The sequence below is a fragment of the Alphaproteobacteria bacterium genome (assembly GCA_040220875.1).
Taxonomy (GTDB): Bacteria; Pseudomonadota; Alphaproteobacteria; order JAVJVX01; family JAVJVX01; genus JAVJVX01.
The window spans coordinates 373,929-398,344 of record JAVJVX010000003.1 but is presented as its reverse complement, the minus strand read 5'-3'; the positions used below and the strand labels follow the sequence as shown (position 1 = coordinate 398,344).

At 62.7% G+C, this 24,416-nt stretch carries 25 protein-coding genes; 5 read left to right on the top strand and 20 right to left on the bottom strand.

Annotated features, from left to right (window positions below):
• Positions 1–11: 11 nt before the first annotated feature.
• Genes trbJ through RLQ26_01915 form a run of 7 tightly spaced genes read right to left on the bottom strand, consistent with a single transcriptional unit; the run spans position 12 to position 7,367 of the window.
• On the bottom strand, positions 12–737 hold the full coding sequence (trbJ, locus tag RLQ26_01945) for a P-type conjugative transfer protein TrbJ (protein MEQ9087487.1): 726 nt from the start codon (positions 735–737) through the stop codon (positions 12–14).
• A complete protein-coding gene (trbE, locus tag RLQ26_01940) occupies positions 727–3,192 on the bottom strand; it encodes a conjugal transfer protein TrbE (protein ID MEQ9087486.1) in 2,466 nt (821 codons plus the stop codon). The genes trbJ and trbE overlap by 11 nt, the downstream gene beginning before the upstream one ends.
• Positions 3,186–3,443, bottom strand: coding sequence for a VirB3 family type IV secretion system protein (locus RLQ26_01935; GenBank protein MEQ9087485.1), 258 nt, complete (start codon positions 3,441–3,443; stop codon positions 3,186–3,188). Before RLQ26_01935 ends, trbE begins: the two co-directional genes overlap by 7 nt.
• Entirely contained in the window at positions 3,440–3,790 is a 351-nt protein-coding gene (locus RLQ26_01930; protein MEQ9087484.1) for a TrbC/VirB2 family protein, read from the bottom strand. Before RLQ26_01930 ends, RLQ26_01935 begins: the two co-directional genes overlap by 4 nt.
• A 16-nt stretch (positions 3,791–3,806) precedes the next feature.
• Positions 3,807–4,787, bottom strand: a complete 981-nt coding sequence (trbB, locus tag RLQ26_01925) for a P-type conjugative transfer ATPase TrbB (GenBank protein MEQ9087483.1) — start codon at positions 4,785–4,787, stop codon at positions 3,807–3,809.
• On the bottom strand, positions 4,780–5,316 hold the full coding sequence (locus RLQ26_01920; GenBank protein MEQ9087482.1) for a CopG family transcriptional regulator: 537 nt from the start codon (positions 5,314–5,316) through the stop codon (positions 4,780–4,782). Before RLQ26_01920 ends, trbB begins: the two co-directional genes overlap by 8 nt.
• Before the next feature lie 11 nt (positions 5,317–5,327).
• A complete protein-coding gene (locus RLQ26_01915) occupies positions 5,328–7,367 on the bottom strand; it encodes a conjugal transfer protein TraG (GenBank protein MEQ9087481.1) in 2,040 nt (679 codons plus the stop codon).
• 287 nt (positions 7,368–7,654) lie between these two features.
• Between RLQ26_01915 and RLQ26_01910 the strand changes: the two genes are divergently transcribed.
• Together RLQ26_01910 and RLQ26_01905 are read left to right on the top strand one after the other, a co-directional pair.
• Positions 7,655–8,677 (top strand): hypothetical protein, encoded by a 1,023-nt coding sequence (locus RLQ26_01910; GenBank protein MEQ9087480.1) that lies wholly within the window; start codon positions 7,655–7,657, stop codon positions 8,675–8,677.
• Positions 8,678–8,819: 142 nt separating this feature from the next.
• Positions 8,820–10,481 (top strand): hypothetical protein, encoded by a 1,662-nt coding sequence (locus RLQ26_01905; protein MEQ9087479.1) that lies wholly within the window; start codon positions 8,820–8,822, stop codon positions 10,479–10,481.
• 101 nt (positions 10,482–10,582) lie between these two features.
• On the opposite strand, the gene RLQ26_01900 is transcribed toward RLQ26_01905, so the two are convergent.
• The 13 genes from RLQ26_01900 to RLQ26_01840 form a co-directional block, all read right to left on the bottom strand.
• The gene (locus RLQ26_01900; protein MEQ9087478.1) at positions 10,583–12,574 is read right to left on the bottom strand and encodes a relaxase/mobilization nuclease and DUF3363 domain-containing protein; all 1,992 of its coding nucleotides are present in this window, start codon (positions 12,572–12,574) and stop codon (positions 10,583–10,585) included.
• Positions 12,575–12,814: 240 nt separating this feature from the next.
• Complete coding sequence (locus tag RLQ26_01895; protein MEQ9087477.1) at positions 12,815–13,294, bottom strand: S26 family signal peptidase; 480 nt, start codon at positions 13,292–13,294, stop codon at positions 12,815–12,817.
• A gap of 32 nt (positions 13,295–13,326) precedes the next feature.
• Complete coding sequence (locus tag RLQ26_01890; protein MEQ9087476.1) at positions 13,327–13,794, bottom strand: DUF2840 domain-containing protein; 468 nt, start codon at positions 13,792–13,794, stop codon at positions 13,327–13,329.
• Positions 13,787–14,005, bottom strand: coding sequence for a helix-turn-helix domain-containing protein (locus tag RLQ26_01885; GenBank protein ID MEQ9087475.1), 219 nt, complete (start codon positions 14,003–14,005; stop codon positions 13,787–13,789). Before RLQ26_01885 ends, RLQ26_01890 begins: the two co-directional genes overlap by 8 nt.
• 112 nt (positions 14,006–14,117) lie before the next feature.
• On the bottom strand, positions 14,118–14,537 hold the full coding sequence (locus tag RLQ26_01880; protein MEQ9087474.1) for a DUF2285 domain-containing protein: 420 nt from the start codon (positions 14,535–14,537) through the stop codon (positions 14,118–14,120).
• Between the two features lie 148 nt (positions 14,538–14,685).
• Positions 14,686–14,940 (bottom strand): DUF6499 domain-containing protein, encoded by a 255-nt coding sequence (locus tag RLQ26_01875; protein ID MEQ9087473.1) that lies wholly within the window; start codon positions 14,938–14,940, stop codon positions 14,686–14,688.
• 283 nt (positions 14,941–15,223) lie between these two features.
• Positions 15,224–15,553 carry a DUF736 domain-containing protein gene (locus tag RLQ26_01870; protein ID MEQ9087472.1) on the bottom strand — a complete coding sequence of 110 codons (330 nt, stop codon included), beginning with the start codon at positions 15,551–15,553 and terminating at the stop codon, positions 15,224–15,226.
• A gap of 705 nt (positions 15,554–16,258) precedes the next feature.
• Positions 16,259–17,968: a ParB/RepB/Spo0J family partition protein gene (locus RLQ26_01865; GenBank protein MEQ9087471.1), complete on the bottom strand. Its 1,710-nt coding sequence runs from the start codon at positions 17,966–17,968 to the stop codon at positions 16,259–16,261.
• A 67-nt stretch (positions 17,969–18,035) separates the two neighbouring features.
• Positions 18,036–18,908, bottom strand: a complete 873-nt coding sequence (locus RLQ26_01860) for a 3'-phosphoadenosine 5'-phosphosulfate sulfotransferase (GenBank protein ID MEQ9087470.1) — start codon at positions 18,906–18,908, stop codon at positions 18,036–18,038.
• Complete coding sequence (locus RLQ26_01855; GenBank protein MEQ9087469.1) at positions 18,905–19,138, bottom strand: hypothetical protein; 234 nt, start codon at positions 19,136–19,138, stop codon at positions 18,905–18,907. Before RLQ26_01855 ends, RLQ26_01860 begins: the two co-directional genes overlap by 4 nt.
• Entirely contained in the window at positions 19,135–20,115 is a 981-nt protein-coding gene (locus tag RLQ26_01850; GenBank protein ID MEQ9087468.1) for a zincin-like metallopeptidase domain-containing protein, read from the bottom strand. The genes RLQ26_01855 and RLQ26_01850 overlap by 4 nt, the downstream gene beginning before the upstream one ends.
• Before the next feature lie 512 nt (positions 20,116–20,627).
• The gene (locus RLQ26_01845; GenBank protein ID MEQ9087467.1) at positions 20,628–20,954 is read right to left on the bottom strand and encodes a YnfA family protein; all 327 of its coding nucleotides are present in this window, start codon (positions 20,952–20,954) and stop codon (positions 20,628–20,630) included.
• A 23-nt stretch (positions 20,955–20,977) separates the two neighbouring features.
• On the bottom strand, positions 20,978–21,415 hold the full coding sequence (locus tag RLQ26_01840) for a helix-turn-helix domain-containing protein (protein ID MEQ9087466.1): 438 nt from the start codon (positions 21,413–21,415) through the stop codon (positions 20,978–20,980).
• 171 nt (positions 21,416–21,586) lie between these two features.
• Here RLQ26_01840 and RLQ26_01835 point away from each other — a divergent pair, with 171 nt between their 5' ends.
• The 3 genes from RLQ26_01835 (at position 21,587) to RLQ26_01825 (ending at position 24,413) form a co-directional block, all read left to right on the top strand.
• Positions 21,587–21,895 carry a hypothetical protein gene (locus tag RLQ26_01835; GenBank protein ID MEQ9087465.1) on the top strand — a complete coding sequence of 103 codons (309 nt, stop codon included), beginning with the start codon at positions 21,587–21,589 and terminating at the stop codon, positions 21,893–21,895.
• A gap of 83 nt (positions 21,896–21,978) precedes the next feature.
• Positions 21,979–23,241, top strand: coding sequence for a TolC family protein (locus RLQ26_01830; GenBank protein ID MEQ9087464.1), 1,263 nt, complete (start codon positions 21,979–21,981; stop codon positions 23,239–23,241).
• The gene (locus RLQ26_01825; GenBank protein ID MEQ9087463.1) at positions 23,238–24,413 is read left to right on the top strand and encodes an efflux RND transporter periplasmic adaptor subunit; all 1,176 of its coding nucleotides are present in this window, start codon (positions 23,238–23,240) and stop codon (positions 24,411–24,413) included. The genes RLQ26_01830 and RLQ26_01825 overlap by 4 nt, the downstream gene beginning before the upstream one ends.
• The last annotated feature ends 3 nt before the right edge of the window (positions 24,414–24,416 follow it).

The following is a 24,416-nucleotide window of genomic DNA, read 5'->3' as shown; positions in this document are numbered from 1 at the left end:
GTGCCCCTTAGTTAGCGCCGCGTATAGGCGTCGCCGTCGCCCATGAAACGCACGAAGCGGACGCGCGCCTGTTCGTGCGCGGCGAGGCTCCGCGCGCGCTCCAGTGCGTCGGCCCGGGCCGAAGCGGCAAGAAGCGTCTGAAGCTGCATGGTCTGCTTGGCGGCAAGCGCCGTGAGCTGATTGCCAGCCTGCGCTACCTGAAGATTGCCGACGGCGCCCTGGCTTTCGGTGATCAGGCCGTCGAGCGTCACCGTGTCGGCGCGGACCTGCCCGACCACTTCGGCCTGAACCTCCAGACTGTGCTTGAAGCCTTCGCGCGCCAGGGTCCAGGCTTCCTGCGCATCGGCGACGATCTGCGAGGTCGAGACGGCCGCCGCATATTGTTCGGGGAAGAGCCGACGATATTCGCTGTCGATGACCGAGACCTGATAGGCGATCCCGCGGGCGGTCGTGATGAGACCGTCTACGCGCGCGAGCGAGGTTCGAAGATCGGCCGCGACAGAAGTCGGCAGAGACGCGAGGTTCTGCGCCTCATTCAGCAGCATCTGCGTTTCGTTGGCGAGTTGCTGGACTTGATTGTTGATCTGGATGAGCGTGCGCGCCGCGGTCAGGATGTTCTCGGCGTGGTTGGCCGGGTCGTAGACCACGTCGCCGACGCCGAAAATGGCATGGGCTTTTTGGACAGGCCCCGCCATCAGGGCGAGGGCGGCGACGGCCGCCAGAAGCTTACGTTTCATGGTTCTCCTCCGTGTCGGGATGGTTTAAGGGTTCGGTTTCGGACGCTATGAGGTCCGCCGCCCAATCGAGGCCCTTGGCGCGCAGCCAGGAATCCGCGAACTCCTCCTCGCCATGGGCGGCGACCAGTTCGTCCATCAGGGCATGGTCCTGCTTGGTCGAGGCGGCGGTGAAGGCGAGCGCGACGGTGCCGAGACCGAGTTCGAACAGCCGGTTGCCGAGGCGGGACTGGAAGTAGTAGTCGCGCTTTGGTGTGGCCCGGGCGACGATCTCGATCTGCCGGTCATTGAGGCCAAAGGCTTCGTAGACGGCCTTTGCCTGCGGCTCGATCGCCCGGTCATTGGGCAGGAAGATGCGGCTCGGGCAGCTCTCGATGATCGCCGGCGCGATGGAACTGCCGGCGATATCCGACAGGCCTTGCGTCGCGAACACGACCGAGACGTTCTGCTTGCGGAGCGTCTTCAGCCACTCGCGGATGCGCGCGGCGAAGGCCGGATTGTCGAGGAAGAGCCACGCCTCGTCGAGTATGAGCAGCGACGGCCGCCCATCGAACTGCGCGTCGAGGCGATGAAAGAGATAGGTGAGCACGGGCAGCACCGCGCCCGCCTCGTGCATCAGCTCCTCCATCTCGAAGCATTGGACGGCGCCTAGGATCAGGCGGTCGTCATCGGCGTCGAGAAGCCGGCCATATGGTCCTTCGAGCGTATAGGGCTGGAGCGCCTGTCGAAGCTCGGTTCGCTGCAACAGCGTCGCCAGCCCCGTCAGTGTGCGTTCCGGTTGAGGCGCGGCGGCGAGATTCGACAGCGCCGACCATGCCGCATCCTTGACCTCAGGTGTCACCGCGACGCCTTCGTGTGCAAGAAGCCCGAGCACCCATTCCTGCGCGAAGGACCGCTCGCCGGTGAGATCAATTTTGGCGAACGGCTGGAAGGCGAGCGCGTGCTTGACGCCTTCCTTGGCCGCCCCGAGATCGAACCAGGCGCCACCCATACCGAGCACGGCGGCGCGCGCCGAGCCGCCCTTGTCGAAAATGGTGATCCGCGCGTCCTTATAGCGGCGAAACTGAAGTGCAATCAGGGCCAGCAGGACCGATTTGCCGGCGCCGGTCGGGCCGACGACGAGCGTGTGGCCAACATCGCCGAAATGCGTGACCAGCCGGAACGGCGTCGTGCCGTTGGTCCGCACCGTGATGAGCGGCGGACCGCCCAGATGCGCGTTCCGCGCCGGTCCCGCCCAAGTTGCCGATAGCGGCATCATATGGGCGAGGTTCAGCGTGTTGACCGGCGCGGCTCGCACATTGGCGTAGACATGGCCGGGCAGAGACGACAGCCAGGCTTCAACCGCGTTGGCGCTTTCCTCGATGGTGGCGAAGCCGCGCCCGTCGATCACGCGCTGCGCGGCGCGCACCTTCTCGCGGACCCCATTCGCATCTTCGTCCCAGACGACAAAGGTCGTCGTGACATAGCCATAAGAGACAAGATCGGCGCCGAGTTCCTGAAGCGCGGCGTCGGCATCGGCCGCCTTATTGTCCGCATCGGTATCGACGAGCGCCGATTGCTCGTTGGTCATCACCTCCTTGATGATGGCGGAGATCGACTTGCGCTTGGCGAACCATTGCCGGCGATAGCGCTTGATCGCCTTCTCCGCCGCCGCCTTGTCGAGGGGAATGAACCGCGTCATCCACCGGTATTCGAAGCCAAGACCATTCAAGGCGTCGAGCAGCCCCGGCGTCGTCGAACCCGGAAAGCCGAGCACGGTCAGCACGCGAAGATGTGCCTCGCCAAGCATCGGCGCGAGGCCGCCGGTGAGCGATGTGTCGACGAGAACCGCATCGAGATAGGCCGGCGTCTCGGGAACGGCCACGGACAGACGCCGGTTCGAGATGCAGTTGTGCAGATAGGTCAGCGTCTCTTCGTCATCGAGCGGCGCGACTTCGGGCATGAGCTCACCGAGAAGGTCGAGCGCCCGGTTGGTTTTCTGGACGAATGCATCGAGATGATCGCGATAGTCGAGGCCGCGGTGCTCGCCTTCGCTTTCGATCAAAAGCTGCTCAGCGCGGCCGATATTTTCGGCCGGCGGCAGATAGGCGAAGGTGAGGACATAGCCGCTCTCGAACAGCGCTCCGGACTCTTCGAATGCGGCGCGGCGCTCTTCGTCGACAAGGCGCGATACGAGGTCCGGAAACTCCGAATGCGGATAATCGCGGGCGGGATGCCGCTCGGCCTCGAAGAAGAGCGCCCAGCCAGAGCCGAAGCGGCGCAGCACATTGTTGATCCGCGCGCAAACGGCGACCAGTTCGGCTTCCGTGGCGCTTTCGAGGTCGGGACCGCGAAACCGCGCCGAGCGCTGGAACCCGCCGTCCTTGTTGAGGATGACGCCCGGCGCGACAAGGCACGCCCAGGGCAGATAGTCGGCCAGGAGCGCCGGACGTTTCCGGTATTCCGCCAGATTCAGCATGAGAGGTGGCCCTTGTGGCGAATGTGGCGCATGAGGACTTGCATGAAGGCGGGGTCCTTGCGCGCGGCGTAGACGGCGGCCGCATGGCCGACGATCCAAACGGCAAGCCCCGCGAGCCAAAGCTGGAGGCCGAGCCCGAGAGCCGCTGCGAGCGTGCCGTTGACGATCGCCACCGTGCGCGGCGCGCCGCCCATTAGGATCGGCTCGGTGAGCGCGCGATGAAGCGGGATTTCGAAGCCTTCGATGGTCATGCGATGAGCGCTCCGCCGCCGAAGGAGAAGAAGGACAGGAAGAAGCTCGTCGCCGCGAAGGCGATGGACAGCCCGAACACGATCTGGATCAACCGGCGGAAACCGCCGCTCGACTCACCTAAGGCGAGCGACAGGCCGGTGATGACGATGACAATGACGGCGATGATGCGCGCCACCGGCCCTTCGATGGATTGCAGGATCTGGGTGAGCGGCGCCTCCCACGGCATGCCAGAGCCAGCGGCGTGGGCGGCGTCCGACCAGATGAACGCCAAGCCGACAAGAAGGCCCGTGAACAGCGCCTGCCGGTACGGGAAACGGGACAAAGCATCAGGCGGAAATGGATTCATATGACGGTCTCCCTGGTCAGGCTGTTGGAACGAGGTGAACGGGCGTCATCGGCGCGAGGCGGTAATCGCCGTTGGCGTTGAGGCCTTCGAGCGCGGCGACCGTCTCGACGCGGCGGCCCGAGCCCCGCCCCTTCAGGAAGACGACAATGTCGATCGCCTCGGCGATCAGCCGGCGCGGAACCGTGACGACGGCTTCCTGGATGAGTTGTTCGAGCCGGTAGAGCCCGGCATGGGCCGAGTTGGCGTGCAGCGTCGTAATGCCGCCCGGATGACCAGTGTTCCACGCTTTCAGCATGTCGAGGGCTTCCGCGCCGCGGACTTCGCCGACGACGATCCGGTCGGGCCTGAGGCGCAGGGTCGAGCGTACGAGATCGGCGAGCGTGGCGACGCCGGGCTTCGTCCGTAGGCTGACGCTGTCTTCCGCCGCACAATGGAGTTCGCGCGTGTCCTCGATGAGGATCACCCGGTCGCCGCCGGTCGCGACCTCGGCCAGGAGCGCGTTGACAAGCGTCGTCTTGCCAGAACTCGTCCCGCCAACCACGACGATGTTCTTGCGCGTCTCGACAGCCTCCCGCAGCGCCTTCGCCTGCAGCGACGTCATGATCCGCGCTTCCACATAGTCCGAGAGCCGGTAGAGCATGCGGGCCGGCTTACGGATGGCGAAGCATGGCGCCGGCGCCACCGGCGGCAGCAGGCCTTCGAAGCGCTCGCCACTTTCGGGCAGTTCGGCCGAGACAACGGGGTGTTCGCGATGGCACTCCTGGCCGATATGGCTCGCCACCAGCCGGATGATCCGCTCGGCTTCGACGGCGCCGATCCGCCTCCCAGTGTCGATGCGGCCGTCACCATGGCGGTCGAGCCAAAGCCGGCCGTCGGGATTGACCATCACTTCGATGACGGCGGGGTCGGCCAGCGCCGCCGCAATCGCAGGTCCCATGGCGGTGCGCAGCATGGTGCGCTGGCGATCGACCGTGTCCGGATGGAAGCGGTCAGCCATTATCCGCCTCCGCAATCAGGTCGTCGTGAGCCGCTCCGCCGTTCGGCCTGTTGTTGTCCGGAGAATAGGCCTGCCGCACGGCCTGCAAGGCGTCGACCTCCTCTTGTGTGAAGAAGTCGCTCTCCTTGGCGCTCACCTCTTCGAGCACGTCGCGGATCATGTTCTTGCCGCCGGCAAGCCGCTGAGCGAGCTGGCCGATGAAATAATCGAACCGCTCCTTGCCGAGGGCGCGGGCGGCGTCCTGATCGGCGTTCGGCAATGGCGGCGTGACGGTGAGAAAGAAGCGGATAAAGAGCGCCAGCGTTTCGGCCGTGACCGAGAGATTGCGCTCCAGCCGGTCATATTGCCGGGTCATCCGGTCGAGCCGGCGGATGAGCGCACCGTCACGCTGATCGTCGAACTCTTTCGAGAAGAAACCCATGAGCGCCGCCTCGACCACGGCCGCCTTGGTGACGTCCGGCCGCTTCGCGGCAATCTCCACCTTGTCGAAAAGCTCGTCAGAGACATGAACGTTGAGGCGGGGTTTCATGGGCGTATCCTTCAGAAGCTCGGAATCAGGTCATCGTCGGCCTGGTCCATGGCGTGGGCGCGCCGGACCACGGTCGCATTGCGCGCGAGCTGATCCATCCGCCTGGCGTCGTTGGGGTCGAACTCGTCGTCGAGAAGTCCGGCATCAGGCGCGCGTTCGGGTTCCAGCTTGGCCGGCGCCTCCTCAGGAAGCGCAGGATGGCGCTTGAGGCCGCCCCCATTTTCACCCTCGTCTTCATCGCCGTTCGAGACGAGCTCCGACCACGGCTTGACGAGATCGACGTGGGAGCCGCGCACTTGGTCCCTCCAGTCGTCGGCGCGGGATGGCGGACGGTCCGCAAAAGGACCGTCCGCCGCGAGCGCGGGCGGGGGGCACACCCGGCCTGTGAAGTTGGCGTCCTCGAAATAGCGCAGCTTCTTCGCGCGGATCGGCGGCTGGCCGGAGACCATGACGATCTCCTCGTCTGCGGGAAGCTGCATCACCTCGCCGGGCGTCAGAAGCGGCCGCGCCGTTTCCTGTCGCGAGACCATGACATGGGCTAGCCAGGGCGCGAGGCGGTGACCCGCATAGTTGCGCATGGCGCGCAGCTCGGTGGCTGTGCCGAGAGAATCCGAGATGCGCTTCGCCGTGCGTTCGTCGTTCGAGGCGAATGCGATGCGGACATGGCAGTTGTCGAGGATCGAGTTATTATCCCCGTAAGCCTTTGTGATCTGATTGAGGCTTTGCGCAATCAGGAAGCTCCTGACGCCGTAGCCGGCCATGAAGGCGAGCGCCGATTCGAAGAAGTCGAGCCGGCCGAGCGCCGGGAACTCGTCGAGCATCATCAGGAGCTGGTGACGCCGCCGTTTGCCGGCCTGCCCTTCCAGCCGTTCCGTTAGCCGGCGGCCGATCTGATTGAGGACGAGCCGCACCAGCGGCTTCGTCCGCGAAATATCCGAAGGCGGAATGACCAGATAGAGCGAGACCGGCCGCTCGGCGTCCACCAAATCGGCGATACGCCATTCGCAGGCGCTCGTGGTCTCCGCCACGGTCGGGTCGCGATAGAGCCCGAGAAAAGACATGGCCGTCGAGAGCACGCCCGAGCGTTCGTTCCCCGACTTGTTCAGAAGCTCGCGCGCGGCCTGCGCGACGACGGGGTGAACCTGCGGCGTCTTGTCCGTTCCGAGATGATTGGTGCTCATCATCACCCGCAACGTGCGTTCGAAGGAGCGCGACGGGTCGGAAAGGAACGCCGCGACGCGGGCGAGCGTCTTCTCCTTCTCGGCGTAAAGCACATGCAGAATTACGCCGACGAGGAGCGCGTGGCTGGTCTTCTCCCAGTGGTTCCGCCGTTCGAGCGCGCCCTCCGGGTCGACCAGAATGTCGGCGATGTTCTGAACGTCGCGGACTTCGAACCGGCCTTTGCGCACTTCGAGGAGCGGGTTGTATTTGGCGCTCGCGGGATCGGTCGGATTGAACAGAAGGCAGTGCGAGAAGCGCGACCGCCAGCCAGCGGTGAGCTGCCAGTTCTCGCCCTTGATGTCATGGATGACAGCGGAGTGCGGCCAGCTCAGCAAAGTCGGGATGACAAGGCCGACGCCCTTGCCCGAGCGGGTCGGCGCGAAGCACATGACATGCTCCGGCCCGGCGTGGCGTAGATAACGGTCCTTCAGCCTGCCGAGGAACACGCCTTGCGGCTCGAACAGACCGGACTTGTCGACCTCGCCCTTGGTCGCCCAGCGCGACGAGCCGTAGGTCGTGACCAGCCGGGCCTGCCGCGCGCGCCACAGCGATCCGGCGATCGCGACGACGACGCCGAGCATGCCGCCGCCCGCCGCCATCGCGCCGGCGCGGTTGAAGACCCCCGGCGCGTAAGCTTCGTAGGCGTACCACCACTCAAACAGCCGCCACGGGACGTAAACGGGATAACCGACGACATGGAACCAAGCCGGACCGAGCCGCGCCTGATAGCCGAACTCGGCCGCCGTCCACTGCGTCGCGCCCCACACCGCGCCAATGACGATCGCGAAGACGAGGAAGATTTGGCCTATGAGGAGTCTGGTCGGTGTCATCGATCCTGCGCCGGTGTCGGAGCCGAAAGCTCGGGTAAAATCCGGCAAAGGATCGTGACGAAATCACATTTGAATCAAGGCAATGACTTCCAGCGTCATCCAAGAGCGGAGAAATAAGGAAGCAATCGCCAGCAACAGACAATATTACCCAAGAACATCAGACCTTATTTTTGCAACCGGAAGCGGCTATCATTCTGGATGGTGTTGGACGGGCGATGCGGCGCGTCGCCGGCGGCGCTCAAAACCGACAAAAAGGAGGAGCGCGGGGGCAAAGAAGGAGATGATCTATGCGATTGGATCGCCATTCATGCCATTCCGCCTTCGTAGGCGTCGCCGCCGCCTGTTTGCTGAGTGTCATAGTCTTCGGTCCGGCGAACGCGGCCGACTATGAGGTTCGGAATTTCGAGGGCGGGCCTGGCTGGTTTGTCTATGACGAGCCGGTCGATGTGGCGCTCCGCATCCTCCACCCGGCCGAGCCCAAATGCCACGAAGTCACGGAGATGATCCTGCTTTTCGAAACGGCCGATCAATTGCGCGACGATGCGCTGATCGAAGAAGCCGCACTTACGGGCATGAACCACTATGCCGCGCTTTGCCGCTCCCTCGGCGTCAATCCTTCCAACCAGCTCAAGGTCTCAGGGGTTGTCGTCGGCGCCGGCGAGGCCAACGCCCAGGGCTACGTTATGGGCGACGCCCGCGTTCTGGACGCCATGGTCGGTTCGTCTACGGGCAAGTACCAGCTTCGTGTCAGCCGAAAAACCGTCGCCGATGGCACAGTGGCGACTACCCCCAATACGGCGCAGAAGCCAGCCGACGATCAAGTTGCTCGGATTGCTGAAATTCGCACGACCTATGATGTAGTGCTGAAAGAGAGCGAAGCGAAGGCCGAGGGTCCGGGACTGCTTGGTCGTCTCGCGGGAGGCAAGCGCGCGGCGCTGACGGGCATGTGGTCCGCCAGCCAAGCCGAGTGCGCAAAGGAACGCGTGATTCTGTTCGAGAATAGCGGAACCGGCACGGTCGAATGGTGGCGGGCGTCCAACGAAAAGGTCGGCCTTCTGCCGTGGCGCACCGGCCGATGGGAATTGCGCGACGGCACGGTCATCATGAGTTTCGACCACCGCGTCGAGTATGACGACTTCCTTGGCCGGCTCCGCGACGGCGCGATTGACGAGACCGTGCAGTTCGAACTCAAGAGCGTCAAGGGATCGGAGCTCCGGCTCGCCGCGACTGGCGGCGGGATTTCGTCCGAGGCGTTATTTCTTGGCGGCGCAGAGAAGTTGTTCGTGCGGTGCACTGGACGCGCGGGCTAGTTACCAAACCCGAAATCGGACATTGAAAATCGGCATTTTCAGCCCGCGCTCAGTATGAAAAAGATCGTGCGGCAAATAGAATTGTGGGGCAACGGTAGCCTGTTGTCGCCGAATTACACTCGGTACAAAGGAACGATTTAAGATGAGCCTTGATGGATTTCTAACGTTTCTGGCTTTGGCCGTGGCCATCTATGCGGTCGTTCCGCCTGTAACCAAGCTGCGCGCGAAGCTCGGCCTTGTGATCCAAGTTCTCTTGGCTTTGGGCGCATTCGGGCTTGTTCTGTACCTTCTCTTTTTCGATGCCGTCGGACAGCCCTGTCCGTCTGTCGTAGCGGCCATCTGTAATCCTGTTACCTTCCCAGACGGCGGCTCGTTCACACCGGCCCGCGCCGCGTTTTTAGTCGTCATCGCTTGGGTGCCTCTTGCATGGGTGATCAACTGGATTTTGTGGCGCACTTCGGTATCTCTGCCGACACTCTCCGCACTCATCGACGAGTTGGTTTTTGAGCAGCGCTTCGCCGAAGTGCTGACGCTCATGGAACCCCACTTCCGATTGATCGAGCGAGCCGCCCGCCGCAAGCTGCCACTGCAAAAACTGCACGACAGATTGGTCGTGCTCGGCGGGGGTGGGACCATCGAACAGATGCTCGCGGAAATCAACCGAAGGCGAGTGCTTGGTGTAGCGGATGATGACGATGATCGTCGTCAACCAATTTTCAACAAGCTGCGCCATTGGGCCAGCAAGCTTGTCGCCATCGTTCCAGCGCAAAGCCGGGCCGAAACTGAGGCGGAAGACATTGCACGGGTTCTTTTTCGGTCAGCGGACCTCAGGCGCTTCATAGCGCGGATGCGGCCATATTTTGCCATCCACCTGTTGCGGCTGGACCTATACGGAAAACATGACTTATCGGATGCCTTTTTTGGTGATCTGATTTCCGACACTGGCAGTGTGCTTTACCAGGAACTCCAGCAAAATCAGAATACGGTATCTTGCGGCTATGCGCTCCCCGCAAGCAACCGCTTGCTCCATTTTCTTTTCGTCGACGCCCATACGGCTAAACAACTCGCGGTGTGGAAGCCGATAGGCGAGCATGTCATGAAGATGCTTCGCACAGACGGTCCTGCAGATTACGTCGCTTGGCTGAACGGAAGTGCCGAGGACTTCAACGATGAACGCTGGCAGGACCCTACATTCGTCAGCATCTTTTTCTTCGATGTAATGGTCACGGCCGCTGCCTGTCAGGGCATTCAGTGGCACATGTGGCTCTATTATTTTCCCTATTTCGTCGACCGATTGGAGAAGTTTTACGATACATCAAACCCTCACGTGAACCCGAACGCTGAATTTCCCACGCGCTCGGCCAGACTGATCTACGAGGTCATCGATGTACTTGGCAGGTGGGTCAGCTTGGTGGAAAGGCTGCCTGAAAATTCGCCTCATCTAAATATTTCGCAGTTCAAAAAATTCGGCAATGACAACGGAAATATCCCTGTATCCGCTGCTGTCGCGCTCGGATCGTGCATGGAGACGATTGCTAACTCGAATAAGCTGGGTGACAGGTTCGCCGGGTACATGCACGAATGCATCATGCGTGACATGAGAAGTCTTCCGCACAACGGGGAGCAAGGCCAGATGCGACAATTTCTGATCCAATCGATCGTCCATGGTGGCCAGCGCGGCGCCGACGCTCAATACGGTCAGCGCTTGGCGACGTTCTGGTCCATGGCCGACCATGTGCTCCGGTCTGATCTTGACGATTATGAAAGCGCGATCAGAGCTGAGTACCCTGGGGTGTTGCCGTAACGAGGAGCAGAATCCCATAGCCGGATAGGGAGGGCCTCGCGGACCCCAAAAGCGGCTTTAATCACAACAGATGTTTTCGCTGACTATGACCAGTGACGATATCACCCGATTCCAATCCCGCGTTTCTTCGTAAAATCGAACGACATCGACGACCCGCGCATGACGCCGCCGACCAGCTTTCCGCGTTGGCGTTCGAGGACCGGCCGCCAGGGAACGAGCGTGAACTCCTTTGATTTCTCAATGATGGCGAACTTGCCGCTGGCGAGATGGATAGGCCTTTTGTAGACGCCATCGATCCGATCCCCGTCCCGTGTTTCCACGAAGGCAAATCCCGTCTCCTTGGCGAGTTTCTCGCCGGCGGCCGCCAACTCCCGTTGCCGCAGCGCGCGAAGGAGATTGCGTTGGTAGCGGATTGTCTTTCCGTCACGCTCCGCCAGCCCTTGCTCCATGAGATGCTCTTGGCGCCGGTGCAGGGCTTGGGCAGATTCGGCCCCGAAGCGCTCGCCGCGTAGCGTCGCCGGTTCTTTGGCGAGAAGCTGCCGGTCCAGCCAAGTCGCGCCGTCGGCATTGACTTGAGCCTCAAGGGACAGAAACGACAGGGTCGTGATGCGGCCCGGATATCGCGCCTGCTTTTTGGCGAGCGCCTCAACCCGGTCTTCGAGGTCCTCGGGGACTTCCCATGACCCATCCGGAAAGCGCCGAACGACGTTGGCGCGGCGCAGCGCTTCGAGCCTGCGGACGTGCGCCTGAACGAACTCCTCCGATGCACGCGGATCAAATGCGTGATGGGCGTCCGTCGTGTAGAGGCCGTCGTTCCGTCGGGCGATCTCGGCGATGGTCCGGTCGGACGGCTTTATTCCGGCTGCCGCCGGTCCAACCTCGACGACGGCGCCGAGCGGCAAGTCCTCCATCTCCTGCCGTGGATCGAGTGCGACGTAGTGAACCCGCCCATCGGCGGCGTCGATCATGACGTAGTGGCCGTCGCTCAGCTCGTCGTGGAGCCCGCGGTCGATGATCCGACCGGTGATAGTTGGCGCGCGCAGGTCGGCGGGATCGTAGATCGAATACTCCGTAGCGCCGGCATCGAGTCCGGCCTGCCGCAGTCCCCGGTGCATAGTCTTGATAATGTCGCCACGCTCGCCCGCGCGCCGGAGGGTCTCCTCCAGTTTCGGCGAGAGCCGCCATCGACCCGGCTCCATCTCCTCGGCGAGGCCTCGCCGCGCGAGCACGTGCAGCCGGCCGATCTTCATAGCATGGCGGAACCGTGCGTCGGGACGCTGCGGTTCGGCACGCGCATCCACGATGCCGTCCACGGCGTCGCGGACCAGCGCCCGGTCAAGATCGGTGAAACGGTCCTGCTCAACCTGGTGTTCCAGTTTCTGCCGGAGTTCCTGCTCGGTCTGCGGCCCGAGTTCCAGCGTCAATAGTTCGCTCGCCCGCGCCCGCATGCCGTGGGCGATGTAGTCACGGGCGATAACAAGGTCCTTGCCGAGCTCGTCCTTGCCCCGGAGCACGATATGGGTATGCGGATGCTCGGTGTTGAAGTGATCGACCGCCACCCAGTCAAGCCGCGTGTCGAGGTCTTTCTCCATCGTGCTCATCAGATCGCGGACGAATGGCTTGAGGTCGGCAAGCGCGGTCGCATCTTCCGGCGAGACGATAAAACGGAACTGATGCCGGTCGCCGTCGCTGCGCTCGAGGAACGCCTTGCCGTCCGCCTCGTCTTGGGCGGCGTCATAGAGCCGGCCCGGCTCGTGCTCCCTGGAGACTCCATCGCGTTGGATATAGCGAAGGTGCGCTCGGGCGGCATCAATGCCGCCGCCTCTGAGTTTGACGATCCGCGTCTTGATGACGACGCGCCGATAGGTCGGTCCGAAGCGGTGTCCGGCGCGACCACGCCGAAGTACGTCATTGCCGCGCCCGATCCGGTAGCCGGAATAGCGCCGTGACGCGGCTCCGGTTCCGAAACCGGACTTGCCTGCCTTCGAGACCTGCCGGAGCACGCGACCCAAGTAGCTCTTCGTGCGCGCGCCGCCCAGGCTGCGAATGCGCCCGAGCTTCGGCTTGAAAATGTCGTCGGTATCATCGGCCATGGTCGGTCATAAACATGGGGCGCGAGCGTGGGCGTCAAACAACCGCTTCATCCTTGCACCACCTATTCGCCAATCAAGTCAGGGCCTTAGGTCCAATCATCTGCACACGCGTGAAAGCACCGTGTGCAACCAAATCGGATGTGCAGACAATGGGTTATGCGGGCTTTGCCCCATCACCTTTTATCTTGCCCTCCGCTGCCTCAGACGCCTTCCACGCTCCAATTCCTTCATGACGCTGGATCAGCTTTTCTCGTGCTTCCGCCAGAGAAACCGTAGCTTCGTCGCCCGACCGACTATGAGGCGCCGATCCACCGGCCCGAAATAGCGCCCATCGAAGGACTGCGGATGGTCTTGCAACAGGAAGACCGTCTGCTCGGTGAGGATGTGGCAGCCCTGCCAATCGGGCAGCGGCCTGCCCAAACCGTCCGCCTTTTCAGCCCTAGCAGCCGGATTTCCGTTGATCGAAACCGTCTCCCGCCGACGACAAATTACGTCTCCATCGACACCGACGACGCGCTTGATGAAGGGCACATTGGCGGGCAGATAGCCACGCTCTTCGACAAGTTCTCGGACGCGCTCGGGCGCGCGAACGAGAACGTAATCGCCGCGTCTGATTGGCTGATGGTCGAGCCAATAGAAGCCGATTGGCGCGCTCGCCGAGGCGTTATAGATCAGCTTTTTCGGCAGGCTGATGGTCGATACGACGGCCAAAGCAAGCACCGGGATCGCCGTGCAAACGAGCGGCCCGCGCTTCACGCCGACACCGTTTTTGATGCCGAATAGGCCGCGTGCTGTTCTCGTGAATAGGCGCGGATCGGCTGCCTGGCGTCGATCCGATTGTGGACATGACGATAATAGGCGGGCGACACGTCAGCCGGATCGAAGCCGTCCGCTTCGAGCACGTCGATCTGCAACAGCGCACGCTTGACCTTCGTGTTGCCGGTCACGAGCAAGAGCACTTCGCCTCCGGGGCAAACGCCCGGAATTCGGCTCAAAAGCAGCGACGGCTCCGCTGCGCGAGCGATGGTGAAGCGCCATTCCTGCGTGCCGTACTCGTTCGCGCGCCAGCGGACATATCCGAACACCTGCCCCGGTTTGAAAAGCGCAAGCGACCGTCTGCGGTCCAAGTCCTGCTGCCCGTCGGGCGCGCCGAACCGCAGCCAGTGGTTCAGATGCTCCGGATAGAAGGCGATCTCGACGCGTGTAAAATGCTCAGACATCGGAAGTCGAATCCTTCTTCCGCATGTCCGACCAAGCGGTCAGTTCGTCAATGTGATAGCGAACGTGGCGGCCGTGTTTGCGGTATTGCGGGCCTCCGCCATAGACGCGCATTTTCTCCAACGTGTTGGGCTTGAGTTTGAGAAAGCGCGCCGCTTCCCTCGTTGTCAGGAACGGTCCGTCAGCGACCGTTTGTGCATCGTGCTCGGTCATGCTTCCTCCGGCGTCAGCGAAATTGCTCTATGCCGATCAAGGATGAGGGAGCGTGAAATCGGGCGGCAGTATCGTTGGCGGCGAAGCGCGCGAACGATACCCCTCGCGTGGATCAGGCGAGCAGGGTTCGGTAGCCGCCGTTCATCATCCGTTGCCCGCGTTTGACGCTACGAATGACGCGGTTCTTCATGGTCTGATCGGGGCTGGTCCAGTCGTCCTTGACAGCTTTCTCGCCGTAGAGAAACACCGCAATCTGACGATACGAATAGCCCTCCGTTCGAAGATCGAGCGCCGCCAAGGCATCCCGGTGACGCATCGCCTCGACCGTCCAACCGCCACGCGAACCGCCAAGACACCGACCCCGATAAAGGTCCGCGAGCCGCCTGATTAGGCGCTGTCGGCTTTCGACATCGGGAAACTGATCGACCACGAGTTCGAGCGCGAAGGGGTCGATGCGGATGTCTTCGCCAATGCATCGCACTTGGACGATGCGCCGTTGATCTCGGAGAAGGAGATGCTGCTCGCCGTCCACGCTCTTCAAAAGCGTTTTTCGGCACCGGACCTCATTCAAGGATACGATGGCGCCGAGGCCGGGCTCTCGGCCATTGCGTACATAGGCTGACACCACCCTTTGATAATCCTCGGCCCGCCAAAACACCTCCGCTTCGAGGCCATTTTGATCAGGATCGGCGAAAGGTGCAAAGGCCCCAGGCTTCGGCCCGCACGAAGCGGCGCCGCGCCCGGAGCAAAGTGGTGTCATTCCGTAAACGGACGGGTATTGGCTGGCCTGATTTCGATAGGCGCCAATCGCGGTGATAGTCGCGATTACGCCGCAAATACTCCCAGGCAACTCGCGACCGGGTCAGTAGCCGTACATAGTCGTAGTCACCTAGGCGCAGACCACAGGATATCAAGGAGTTGTGATAGTCCGCCATCGTCCTTTCCATTCACACGGCACGATGGCGGTCGACGCACCCAGCGTCGCAGACTCAAACAAGCTCCTCTTTCTTTGCGCTTACGCCCGTCACCAAGCGCCCAAGACGCCGCACCATCGACCCGCAATACAGACTCGTCTCATCGCTCAACTATGGCGCGCGAAAATCAACGAACGGTTAAGAATTATGAACATTTTGCAAGAAATTACATACAATGTACATAATCCGGTGAAAGCGAATAACCCCCGCGCCGGATGGCGCGGGGGCCGAGTGTCACCGCGATTTAGCTGCGCGGGTTCCAGAGGATCGCCATGACGGCCGGATCATCCTGCCCGGCGGCGCGCCCGAGATTGGCGTAGATTTTCGCCGGGCCGAATTCGGGAGCGGAGAAGGTCAGCGACACGTATGGGTTGCCGCTGTTCTTGCCGACCCGGTTCCAACCGCCGCCGATCTCCACGCGGTCCTCGGTGTAGACCCGGAAGTCCGGCTGGGCGTCCGTTTCCTTCCGCGCGTTGGGCAGGATGCGGATGCGCTTCTTGAGGCTCATCGTCGCGAGCGTGCCTTCGTATCCACCGGTCTCGTTCTGCGTCACATATCCAAGTGCCTGTGCCATCTTTCTGTCTCCTATTGGCTGTCGCGGGGCGCCCATCGCCCTGCTGACGCGGGACCGCCCATGGCGGGCGGGGGCCGCATGAACCGCGAGGCCGAAGCGGAGCGGAGGACCGGCGGGACGCACTTTTTTGTCTCGCGAGGAAGGCCGAAGGCCGGGGAAAAAAGTGCGGAACGCCGGTTTCATGCGGCCGCCGTTCGCCATAGGTCCATTGAGCAAAAGCAGGCGAACGGGTGTCACGCCAGCCATCGATCAGGAGATGTGGTGGTGCAGGCCGCGCGGATGTTCGTGACGCAAGATGACCGGTGGATACGAAGGCACGCGCTCGACGGTATGGGTGCATCAGCGCAGCCGCATCCATGCCTGACCATAGAGGAGAAGAAACGAGCGTCTGACGAGATGATCGGTCCACAGAGGAAGCGCGGAATCGGAAGGCCCGAACCCGTCGGCGAGCGCCAGCGTAGCGCCTCAGCACCGATGACCTTTGCTCCCGAAGCTGGCCGCGCGAACAGAATCGCCGCATCCGAAGCGCTGCGGGACCCGGACCTTCCCGGCTGGCGATCCGCCTGTCCGCGCCTAGCAACGCACGACACGGCCCCGGCGCCATCCGGCGCGGGGGCCATTTCGTTGGCCAAGATTGAGCGGCGGCAGGCGCTCGCGGCCCTCCTATCTGGACAAGAGGGCCGCTCCCGCCTGCCACCGCCGGTTTCAGGAAACGAACGATTTGATGCGGGCCGTGTTGTCAGTGAGCCGCCCGCCGCCCGCTTTCGTGTAGGCCTTGAAGGGAAACTCCATATAGCGCGGCAGCCAGCCTTCGGCCTTCTTCCGGCCGTCCCCGGTGATGAAGTCGCGGACGATCTTCTTTTGAACCTTGGTCGTGGCCGTCACATTGGCATCGGCAACCGCTTTGCCGCCGATGTGGCGAAGCATGGCGTTGACGGCGGCCTTATTGCGGAGAAGGTCGAAGAACGCATCGTCTGCCTGCCAATAGTCGCGCATATTGACCTTGAGGTGGGTTCCCAGCGCCTCGACGACGGCAGTTCCGGCCTCCAAGGTTTCGGCCATGACGATGGCGAGCACCCGCATCACCTCGTCGTCGGTGAGTTTCAAGAGCGCGGCGAATAACTCGGCCACCCGATAGTCGTCACCGTTCGAGCGGACGACGGAATGACCGTGGGCGGACAATCCGAGAAGTTTGAGAACGGCCTTGCGTTCTTCGGCCAGCGCCGTCTCAGCCTTCGATTTCGCGACGCTCTCGGCGGTTTCCTCCTTCCGCGTCGTCTGCGGATCGGGCCGGGTCTGCCACAGCGCCGAGCCGCCGATGGTATGGGCGACCATGAGCCGAAGAGCGACGCCCGGAGACCCTAGAAACGCATGGCGCACGGCGGCGTGTCGGTGCAATTCAAGATAGTTCTGCGCCGGATTGGTAAGCTCGGGCCGGTCGGCGGCGGCGGTGTTTTTCTCGTCTTCGCTCGCCGCTTTCCGCAAGCGGCGCTGATGCTCCTTCGAGGTGACGAAGCCCTCGTGAATGGTGACTTCGCCGTTCTCGCGCACCTCGATATAGATGCGCCCGCCTTCGCTTTTGGGCGTCGCTACATGGTCCCATTTGTGGAACCGCTCGCCTACGTCGAGCACGGCAACCTCGGGCCATCCCTTGGCGAGAAGCGCGTCGCGCTTGGCGGCGACGGCCTCGTTTTGCAAGCGCCAGAACTGCTCAAGGTCGCCGAAATACCCTGTCTCGCCGAACAAGTCCGTCACGATCCGGCCCTTATAAGTGTCGAGCGAGAACAGCGCCGCCCCGGTCGAAATCTCGCCGCCGAACAGCCATTGCTTCAACTGCCAACCGCGCGGCGCGTGTTGCTCTGGGTCCTGAAACAATTTCAGCCATTCGGCCTGCTGCGCCTCACTCGCCAAGGTCAGTTGACGGACGGTCTGGGCGTCGATGTCCTCGTTGCGGTAGGCTTCGCGAATGTCGGGGAGAAGCTCACCGAGGGCGAGCGCGCGCCTGACCATGATTTCGGTGACGCCGAAGGTGGCGGCGATGTCCTCGACCGTTCGGCCCTCTTTTACGAGCCGGGCGAAGGTCTCCCAGCGGGAGACTTCGTCGGGGTCGAGCCGGGCCACGTTCTCGATGAGCGAGGCTTCAAGCGCCGCCGCGTCGTCGCCTTCGGCCATGACGGCACAGGGAACGGGATCGATATCGCCGCCTTCCTTCGCGATGGCCTTAAGCGAGAAGAAACGCCGCCGCCCGGCGACGATCTCATAGCCCTTGCCGTTCTTACGAACGAGCAAGGGCTGCTGCACGCCGCGCGCCCGGATCGAGGGCAGGATATCCGACACGTCCGGCGCTTTGCGCGCATGGCGCATGTTGAGTGCGGAGACTTTCAGTTGATTAAGAGGGATATGTTGAAGTTCCATTGGGTCTTCTCCTTTGCTGAGGCTCCGGTTCCCCGGAGCGGTGATGCGCCCGAGCCGAGCGCGAAAGTCAGTCCGTGCAGACGCAATCCTCGCGCTCCCAATCGATCTCGGGCGCGGCGGGATCGGGCAAATCAAGCACGCCTTGCCGCTGCACCTGATCGAACAGGCGCGCATAGGGTTCGCGGTCGATGCGGAAGAGGCGCATATCCGGGCAATGGCCTTTGGCGCTCGATTTGCCGGGCTTGGCTTCCTGCGCGATCCACCAGTCCGCGAGGTCGGGCCGGTCGCGCATGATCGCCTCGATCTTCCAGCGGGCTTTGAGGAAACAGAGGTCGCAATTGCCTTCATGGGACCGGAGCGCCAAGTCGAAGGGCTGCGCCGCCCACCAACGGAGCACGTCCGCTTCTGTGACGCGCGCGTCGGCCAAGGGTAGCTGGACGGTCGCGCCGGTGCGCTTGCGCGCGCCGCAGGCGCGCTGGCGATAGACGCGCTTCGGCTCGTCCGCGCGCAAGCCCAGCACGCTCGACCAGCTTGCCCAGCCGAGCCAGTGGCGGGCGTAGGAGTCGATGCGGTCGCGTTTCAGGAAGGACGTGCAGAACCGCATGCGCGGGTTCGGCACGAAACCCTTGCGGTCGATCAGCGCCTCGAACGGCTCGCCGTTCCGGGACGCGCTGTTGTGCGAGACAATCCGCGTGCGGTGCGGCTCGTCCCAATCATATTCGACCCATGTGATGTGAACGCCCCAGCGCGCGCCGCATTCGGCCACAAAATCGAGCGTCTCGGGCCGCTCCTTGCCGGTATTGGCGAAGACGACGCGCACATCGCCCGGCAGTGTGCCACCATGGGCGTCAAGAATGTGCTTGAGCATATAGCCGGATGTGCGCCCGCCCGAAAACGAGATCACGGCGGGGCCGGCGATGCGGTAGGAATCGCGGGTCATGGCTTGCCCTTCCGCGCTTCGTCGATCCAGTCGATCTGGCGGCGTCCCTCGATGTCGAACAGGCCGAGGTCGCAGGGCTTCTGCAGCGCGTTCGGGTTGCGCTTCGGGGCCATGGGCTGGCGGGCGCACCAGTCCCGCCGGTCGCGGAGCGTGATCGGCTTGACGCCCGGCGCGACGGTCTGCTCGCCCTCGGGCGTCGTCTCGGTGGGGAGTTCGGGGGCGCCGGTCATGCTGTCGCCTCCGCCGTCACGGCCTTTTCGGCGTCGCGAAAGGCGAGGATGAAATCGGCGGCTTTGGAGGCTTGGCTCGCCGCGCGGAAGATCGCGCGATTTTCTTCTCTCAAGACTTCAAGCCATGAGCCGATATAGTCCGTGTGCCGAACGGTGGGTGCGATGCTGAGCGAAGCGCAGACAAAGGCACTCGCCATCTCCGCGACCAGTTCCTCGCGGGCATAGGGTCTCGATCCGAAGGAATGGGACAGGTCGCGGGCGAGTCTCGTCTCGTGGCCGGTCCAGTGGCCAAGCTCGTGAAAGCAGGTGCGGTAGTAGTTCACCTGCTCGAAGAAGGCGGGTTGTGGCGGTACGCGGATGAAGTCTTGGCTCGGCACATAGAAAGCCTTCGTTCCGCCAATGCGGAAGTCCGCTCCCGTCGCTGCGATGAGGCGTTCGGCGTGCGGAATGATCTCGGCTTCTGGCAACGGGGCCGCACCTGCGTAAGCGTCTTCCGGCAGGCCTTCGCATTGCTCCACGTTGAACAGGGTGAAGCGTTTCAGGAACGGCACGCGCCCCGGCTCGTCGCCGTCCTGCTCGGCCCGCTCGCGCTCGGCCTTGGGAATGAAGGTATCGGCGTGGCACGCGGTGACGCCGCGCTCGCCCTTCATGACGTGGCCGCCCATTTCCTGGGCTTGGGCGTAGGTCAGCCATGTTTGCGTCGCGAAGCTCGCACGCACGACGTGATGCCACAGGATCAGAATGTTAACGCCCGAATAGGTGCGGCCCGTGAGCGCGTTCTTGGGCAGGCCGAGCCCCGCCTTCTTCGCGCCCGGCGCGCCCCAAGGCTGCACCCAAGGCGCGCGGCCCGCCTCAAGCTCGGCGATGATGTGGCTCGTCACCTCGTCATAGAGGGAGGGCTTGGCTGCGCCGCCCGCCCGTTCGCGTCTCTTTCTCCCGTGTTTTCCGCGTGTCGCTGCGTTTGCAGTTTCTGGCATCATCGTTGCGGCTCCCTCTGGTCCTCCGCGCGCGCATTTCCCCGGAAGGGGGGCGGGCGGTAAGCGACCGGGAGCCCCGCCGGGTCAGGCGGGACGCAACTGTCTTGGTAGGACGAGAAAACCGACGTGGACGGACATAAAGCCAAGGCGGTTGCGGGCCGCCCCGGCGGGGCTACAAGGGAGTGTCCGCCCGCCCCCCGCACCGGGAAAGGCCACAAGAAAGTCGCCGCCCGAAAGGGCGGCGTCCGTATGCCGGACCAAAGGTCCGGCCCCGCGCGAGGGATCGTGACCCGAATGGGCGGAGACCGCGCGGCACGCGCGGGCTCCGTGGAGCTTAGGCCGCGCCAGCGGCCTTAGCGGAATAGAGCCCGGCGCCCGGCCGCAAGGCCGGGCGGGCGCAAACGCCAACGCTACGGCCGTGCGTCCAGCACCCAGAAGGGTCGTTGCTTGGGTCGGCGAACAGCCCGGCGTAAGTTCGCTCGCGCAAGGGCTCGATCATTGCGCCTTCCTCGTCAAACCGAGCGCGGACCAAAAAGAATGATAGCCGCGCCAAAGAGACAGATCGAAGCGCCTATGACGTCCCAACGATCCGGGCGCTGAGCTTCCACCAGCCAAAGCCAAGCCAGTGAGGACGCGATGTAAATTCCCCCATAGGCGGCATACGCCCGACCGGCGAAATCGCTGTCGATCCGGGTCAGAAGAAAAGCGAACAGCGCCAGACTTGCCATGCCCGGCGCTAGCCAGAGCGGAGATTTTCCGAGCCGCAACCACGCCCAAAAGCTGAAACAACCAGCGATCTCGGCTACGGCAGCGCCGACATAGATGGCCAGGGCGGCTATGGGCGCGAAAGGGGTGGCTATGCTCACGGCTTGGCCTCCGTCGGCCGATGGTCATCGGCCATACAGTGAGCATGGTTGCTCAGGACCTCGATGACGCGGCAATCGGAGATTCTGCCCCCGCGGCATTGGTCAATCATGCGCACGAGTTCGGTCTTCAGCGACCCCAGACGTGCGATCCGACGCTCGACCTCGTCAAGCTGCCGACGGGCGATCGCGTCGGCCGCGACGCAAGGCTGGTTCGGATCGTCGGACAGGCTCAAGAGATCTCGGATCGCGTCCAAGGAGAAGCCAAGTTCACGGGCATGGCGGATGAACATTAGACGGTCAATATCCGCCTGGGCGTAGAGCCGATGGTTGCCCTCGGAGCGTGGGGCCACGGGCAAGAGGCCAATCTGTTCATAGTATCGGATGGTCTGCACTTTGCAGGAGGCCGCGCGCGCCACATGGCCGATCGTGTACATGGTCTTCTTCGGTCCCCTAACCTAATCGAAATTTGGGCTTGCTTCTACAGCTACTGTAGATATTATATATTATGCATGCGGGGCGCAACGATGGTTTCCCATTCGGGACCGATGGTTGCCGAAGGGTGGACTTTGAGGATTATTAACTACATACGGTTAGTATCGCGCAGGATGAAGAAGGTCTTGTTACTGCTTGGGATGGTTGTCTTTGTCGCGATTCAACTCGCCGACATCGCGATCCTTGACGCCGCGCCGGTTGACAGCCTCGAATTCCATACGCAGTCAGATCACGATCAGGACAAGCAAGCCTTTGACGGCTGCGAAATCCATTGTGGTTGCCACAGCCTGCACCATATGACGGCCGCCGTACTCGCCGGTGGAAACATCTATGCAGCGCCGACCGATCAAGAATTCCCGCGTGACAACGCTGGGAAGAATTCCGCCGGCCAAGGTCCGCCGGTCCCCCCTCCCAACGCCTGAACTCTCTATGCCCTGAGTCTGTGCGCGAACACGGCATCGTCGTGGCGCGTGCACCCTGCTAACCGAGACAGAGAGTTCAATGAATGAAATGCCAAAAACTGGCGCTTTTCGGCGCTGTCATCGCGAGCCTTTGGCTTGCTGAGCCCGGCTTAGCGCAGGAGAGCGCTGCACCGGACATAGCGCTCAGGGAATTTGCCCTCAGCGTCCTGAGCGATCATCCGGCCCTGCGTCAAGCCCAGGCCGAATTGGATGCCGCGCGCGCCCAGGCACGCGGCCAAGCGCAGCCGCTCTACAATCCCGAGATAGAGCTTGAATACGAGGAAGCGCTCGACAATTCAAAGTCGGTCGGCCTATCGCAGACGCTCGATCTCAGCGGCAAACGGCGCGCGCGTGCCAATGTCGCCACGGCCGAGGTGGTCGCCGCGGAAGCGCGGTTCGCAATCACGCGCAAAACGATCCTCGCTAATCTCCTTATTGCGTTATCGGACTATCAGGCGCGCCGAGACGCAGTTCGCATAGCCGAGCAACGTGTCAGGCTAGACGAAGAGTTCCTTGCGCTTGCCGAACGGCGCAATCGCGCGGGCGACCTGCCGCAATCGGACCTGCTGACGGCCCGATTGACTCTGGCTGAAGCACGAGCTGCGGCGAGCACGGCAAGCATCGAGTTCTCGCAAGCGGAGGAACGCCTGATCGCCGTCGTTGGCGGCGTGATGCCTCCACCGCCGCCGCTTACCGGTTCACCTCCGCAAAAGCGCCCCTCAATCGATGTAGTGAATGTCGAGGCGCTGCCGGAACTTCAATCGGCGCAGGCCGATACAGAAGCGGCGCGCTCTTTCATCAGCGTGGCGAAGCGGAATCGCATACCTGACCCGACCTTAGGCGTCAAAGTTGGTGAAGAGCGAAGCGCACTCGATCCATTTGGGCAAAGAGAGTCTTCGACACTATTCGGGGTAAGGCTGTCCATTCCCCTGCCCATTCGCAACACGTACAGCGCCGAAGTCGACGCCGCCAGGGCTGGTTCGATCGCGAGAGAGCAAAGCTACCGTGACTTGAGACGCAGGGTTGAAGCACGGCTTACCGCAAGCCTTCGGCGCTACGAGACGACGCTCAGCGCTTGGCAAGCCTGGACCGCCCAAGGGGCTGCGCCGCTAGAAGAACAACGCGCGCTCCTGCAGCGGCTGTGGGAAGCCGGCGAAATCGACGCCGTCGATTACATCATTCAACTCAATCAAACCTTCGCAACGGAGAGCGCCGGTGTTGAGCTCAAGGGCCGTCTCTGGACCACATGGTTCGACTGGCTGGAAGCTTCCGCCGCGATCAGCGAATGGGTGGAGAATATCCAATGACCAGGAAAATGAAATTGTCCTTAGGCGGTGCAGCCATCGCGATCATCATCGCCAGCGCCGCTTTCGCGCTGATCAATCAATCGCCGAATGCAAAGAATGAAGTCGCTGCTCCAGCCTCGCAAGAGACTGAGCACGGCGAGGAGCATGAAGAAGGCGGTGTCGTCGAAATGACCGCCGCCGATCGCAAGGCAAAGGGCGTCACCACGGCGCCCGTGGACTTGCGGGTCCTCACCGACGAAGCCGTTGTACCGGGTGAGGTAACGCTCGATCTATACCGATCGGCGCAGATTGCACCGAGAATATCCGCTCAAATTGTCGCCCGGCAGGCAAGGCTTGGGGACCATGTGAAGGCCGGACAAGCGCTTGTCACCTTATCCAGCGTCGAGATGGCGGATGCGCAAGGAAACCTGATCGTTGCCACGCGCGAATGGAGCCGCGTGCGCGAGCTGGGACGTGAGGTCGTTTCCGAGCGGCGTTATGTGGAAGCGCAGGTGGCTGCTGAGCAGGCACGCGCCAAGCTCTTAGCTTTCGGCATGACACCGGAGCAGATAGGGGGACTGGTCAAAAACGGTGACGCTTCTAAAGCGACTGGGACATTCGATCTTTTGGCTCCGCAGGACGGTACGGTTGTCAAGGACGATTTCGTTGTCGGCGAAGTCGTGGATGCGGGGCGCGTGCTGTTTCAGATCACGGATGAAAGCCGGGTGTGGGTGCAAGCCCAGCTTACGCCCGATCAGGCTGCTCATGCCGAGGTCGGCTCGTCTGTCCGTATTCTGATTGACAAGGACCACGCGGTCGGCGGCCGGATCGTTCAGGTCCACCACACGCTTGACGAGACGACGCGCACCTTGCCGATCCGTGTCGAGGTCGACAATGCGGGCGACGAGCTACATCCCGGCCAATATGTCAGCGTTGCGGTTGGAGTCGGTGATGGCAAACAAGCGCTCGCCGTACCGGAGGCGGCCGTCACGCTCATGGACGGAAATCCGACCGTCTTCAAAGTCGAAGGCGACGAACTTCACCCGACGGCGATTAAGACCGGTGTGACGCGCGGCGGCTGGGTTGAGGTCGCGGCCGGTCTGAGCACGGACGATGAAATCGCGACGACTGAGGTCTTTCTCCTCAAGTCGCTCATCCAGAAATCCCAGATGGGCGAAGGCCACGGGCACTAAGGA

Excerpts from the sequence above, each read along its gene's own strand:
- RLQ26_01850 (MEQ9087468.1), bottom strand. The coding sequence starts at position 20,115 with ATGCCAGAAACTGCAAACGCAGCGACACGCGGAAAACACGGGAGAAAG.
- RLQ26_01910 (MEQ9087480.1), top strand. The coding sequence starts at position 7,655 with ATGCGATTGGATCGCCATTCATGCCATTCCGCCTTCGTAGGCGTCGCC.
- trbJ (MEQ9087487.1), bottom strand. The coding sequence starts at position 737 with ATGAAACGTAAGCTTCTGGCGGCCGTCGCCGCCCTCGCCCTGATGGCG.
- RLQ26_01875 (MEQ9087473.1), bottom strand. The coding sequence starts at position 14,940 with ATGGCGGACTATCACAACTCCTTGATATCCTGTGGTCTGCGCCTAGGT.
- RLQ26_01935 (MEQ9087485.1), bottom strand. The coding sequence starts at position 3,443 with ATGACCATCGAAGGCTTCGAAATCCCGCTTCATCGCGCGCTCACCGAG.
- RLQ26_01855 (MEQ9087469.1), bottom strand. The coding sequence starts at position 19,138 with ATGACCGGCGCCCCCGAACTCCCCACCGAGACGACGCCCGAGGGCGAG.
- RLQ26_01890 (MEQ9087476.1), bottom strand. The coding sequence starts at position 13,794 with ATGTCTGAGCATTTTACACGCGTCGAGATCGCCTTCTATCCGGAGCAT.
- RLQ26_01825 (MEQ9087463.1), top strand. The coding sequence starts at position 23,238 with ATGACCAGGAAAATGAAATTGTCCTTAGGCGGTGCAGCCATCGCGATC.
- trbB (MEQ9087483.1), bottom strand. The coding sequence starts at position 4,787 with ATGGCTGACCGCTTCCATCCGGACACGGTCGATCGCCAGCGCACCATG.
- RLQ26_01930 (MEQ9087484.1), bottom strand. The coding sequence starts at position 3,790 with ATGAATCCATTTCCGCCTGATGCTTTGTCCCGTTTCCCGTACCGGCAG.
- RLQ26_01900 (MEQ9087478.1), bottom strand. The coding sequence starts at position 12,574 with ATGGCCGATGATACCGACGACATTTTCAAGCCGAAGCTCGGGCGCATT.
- RLQ26_01885 (MEQ9087475.1), bottom strand. The coding sequence starts at position 14,005 with ATGACCGAGCACGATGCACAAACGGTCGCTGACGGACCGTTCCTGACA.
- RLQ26_01835 (MEQ9087465.1), top strand. The coding sequence starts at position 21,587 with ATGAAGAAGGTCTTGTTACTGCTTGGGATGGTTGTCTTTGTCGCGATT.
- RLQ26_01830 (MEQ9087464.1), top strand. The coding sequence starts at position 21,979 with ATGAAATGCCAAAAACTGGCGCTTTTCGGCGCTGTCATCGCGAGCCTT.
- RLQ26_01870 (MEQ9087472.1), bottom strand. The coding sequence starts at position 15,553 with ATGGCACAGGCACTTGGATATGTGACGCAGAACGAGACCGGTGGATAC.
- RLQ26_01865 (MEQ9087471.1), bottom strand. The coding sequence starts at position 17,968 with ATGGAACTTCAACATATCCCTCTTAATCAACTGAAAGTCTCCGCACTC.
- RLQ26_01905 (MEQ9087479.1), top strand. The coding sequence starts at position 8,820 with ATGAGCCTTGATGGATTTCTAACGTTTCTGGCTTTGGCCGTGGCCATC.
- RLQ26_01840 (MEQ9087466.1), bottom strand. The coding sequence starts at position 21,415 with ATGTACACGATCGGCCATGTGGCGCGCGCGGCCTCCTGCAAAGTGCAG.
- RLQ26_01920 (MEQ9087482.1), bottom strand. The coding sequence starts at position 5,316 with ATGAAACCCCGCCTCAACGTTCATGTCTCTGACGAGCTTTTCGACAAG.
- trbE (MEQ9087486.1), bottom strand. The coding sequence starts at position 3,192 with ATGCTGAATCTGGCGGAATACCGGAAACGTCCGGCGCTCCTGGCCGAC.
- RLQ26_01915 (MEQ9087481.1), bottom strand. The coding sequence starts at position 7,367 with ATGACACCGACCAGACTCCTCATAGGCCAAATCTTCCTCGTCTTCGCG.
- RLQ26_01860 (MEQ9087470.1), bottom strand. The coding sequence starts at position 18,908 with ATGACCCGCGATTCCTACCGCATCGCCGGCCCCGCCGTGATCTCGTTT.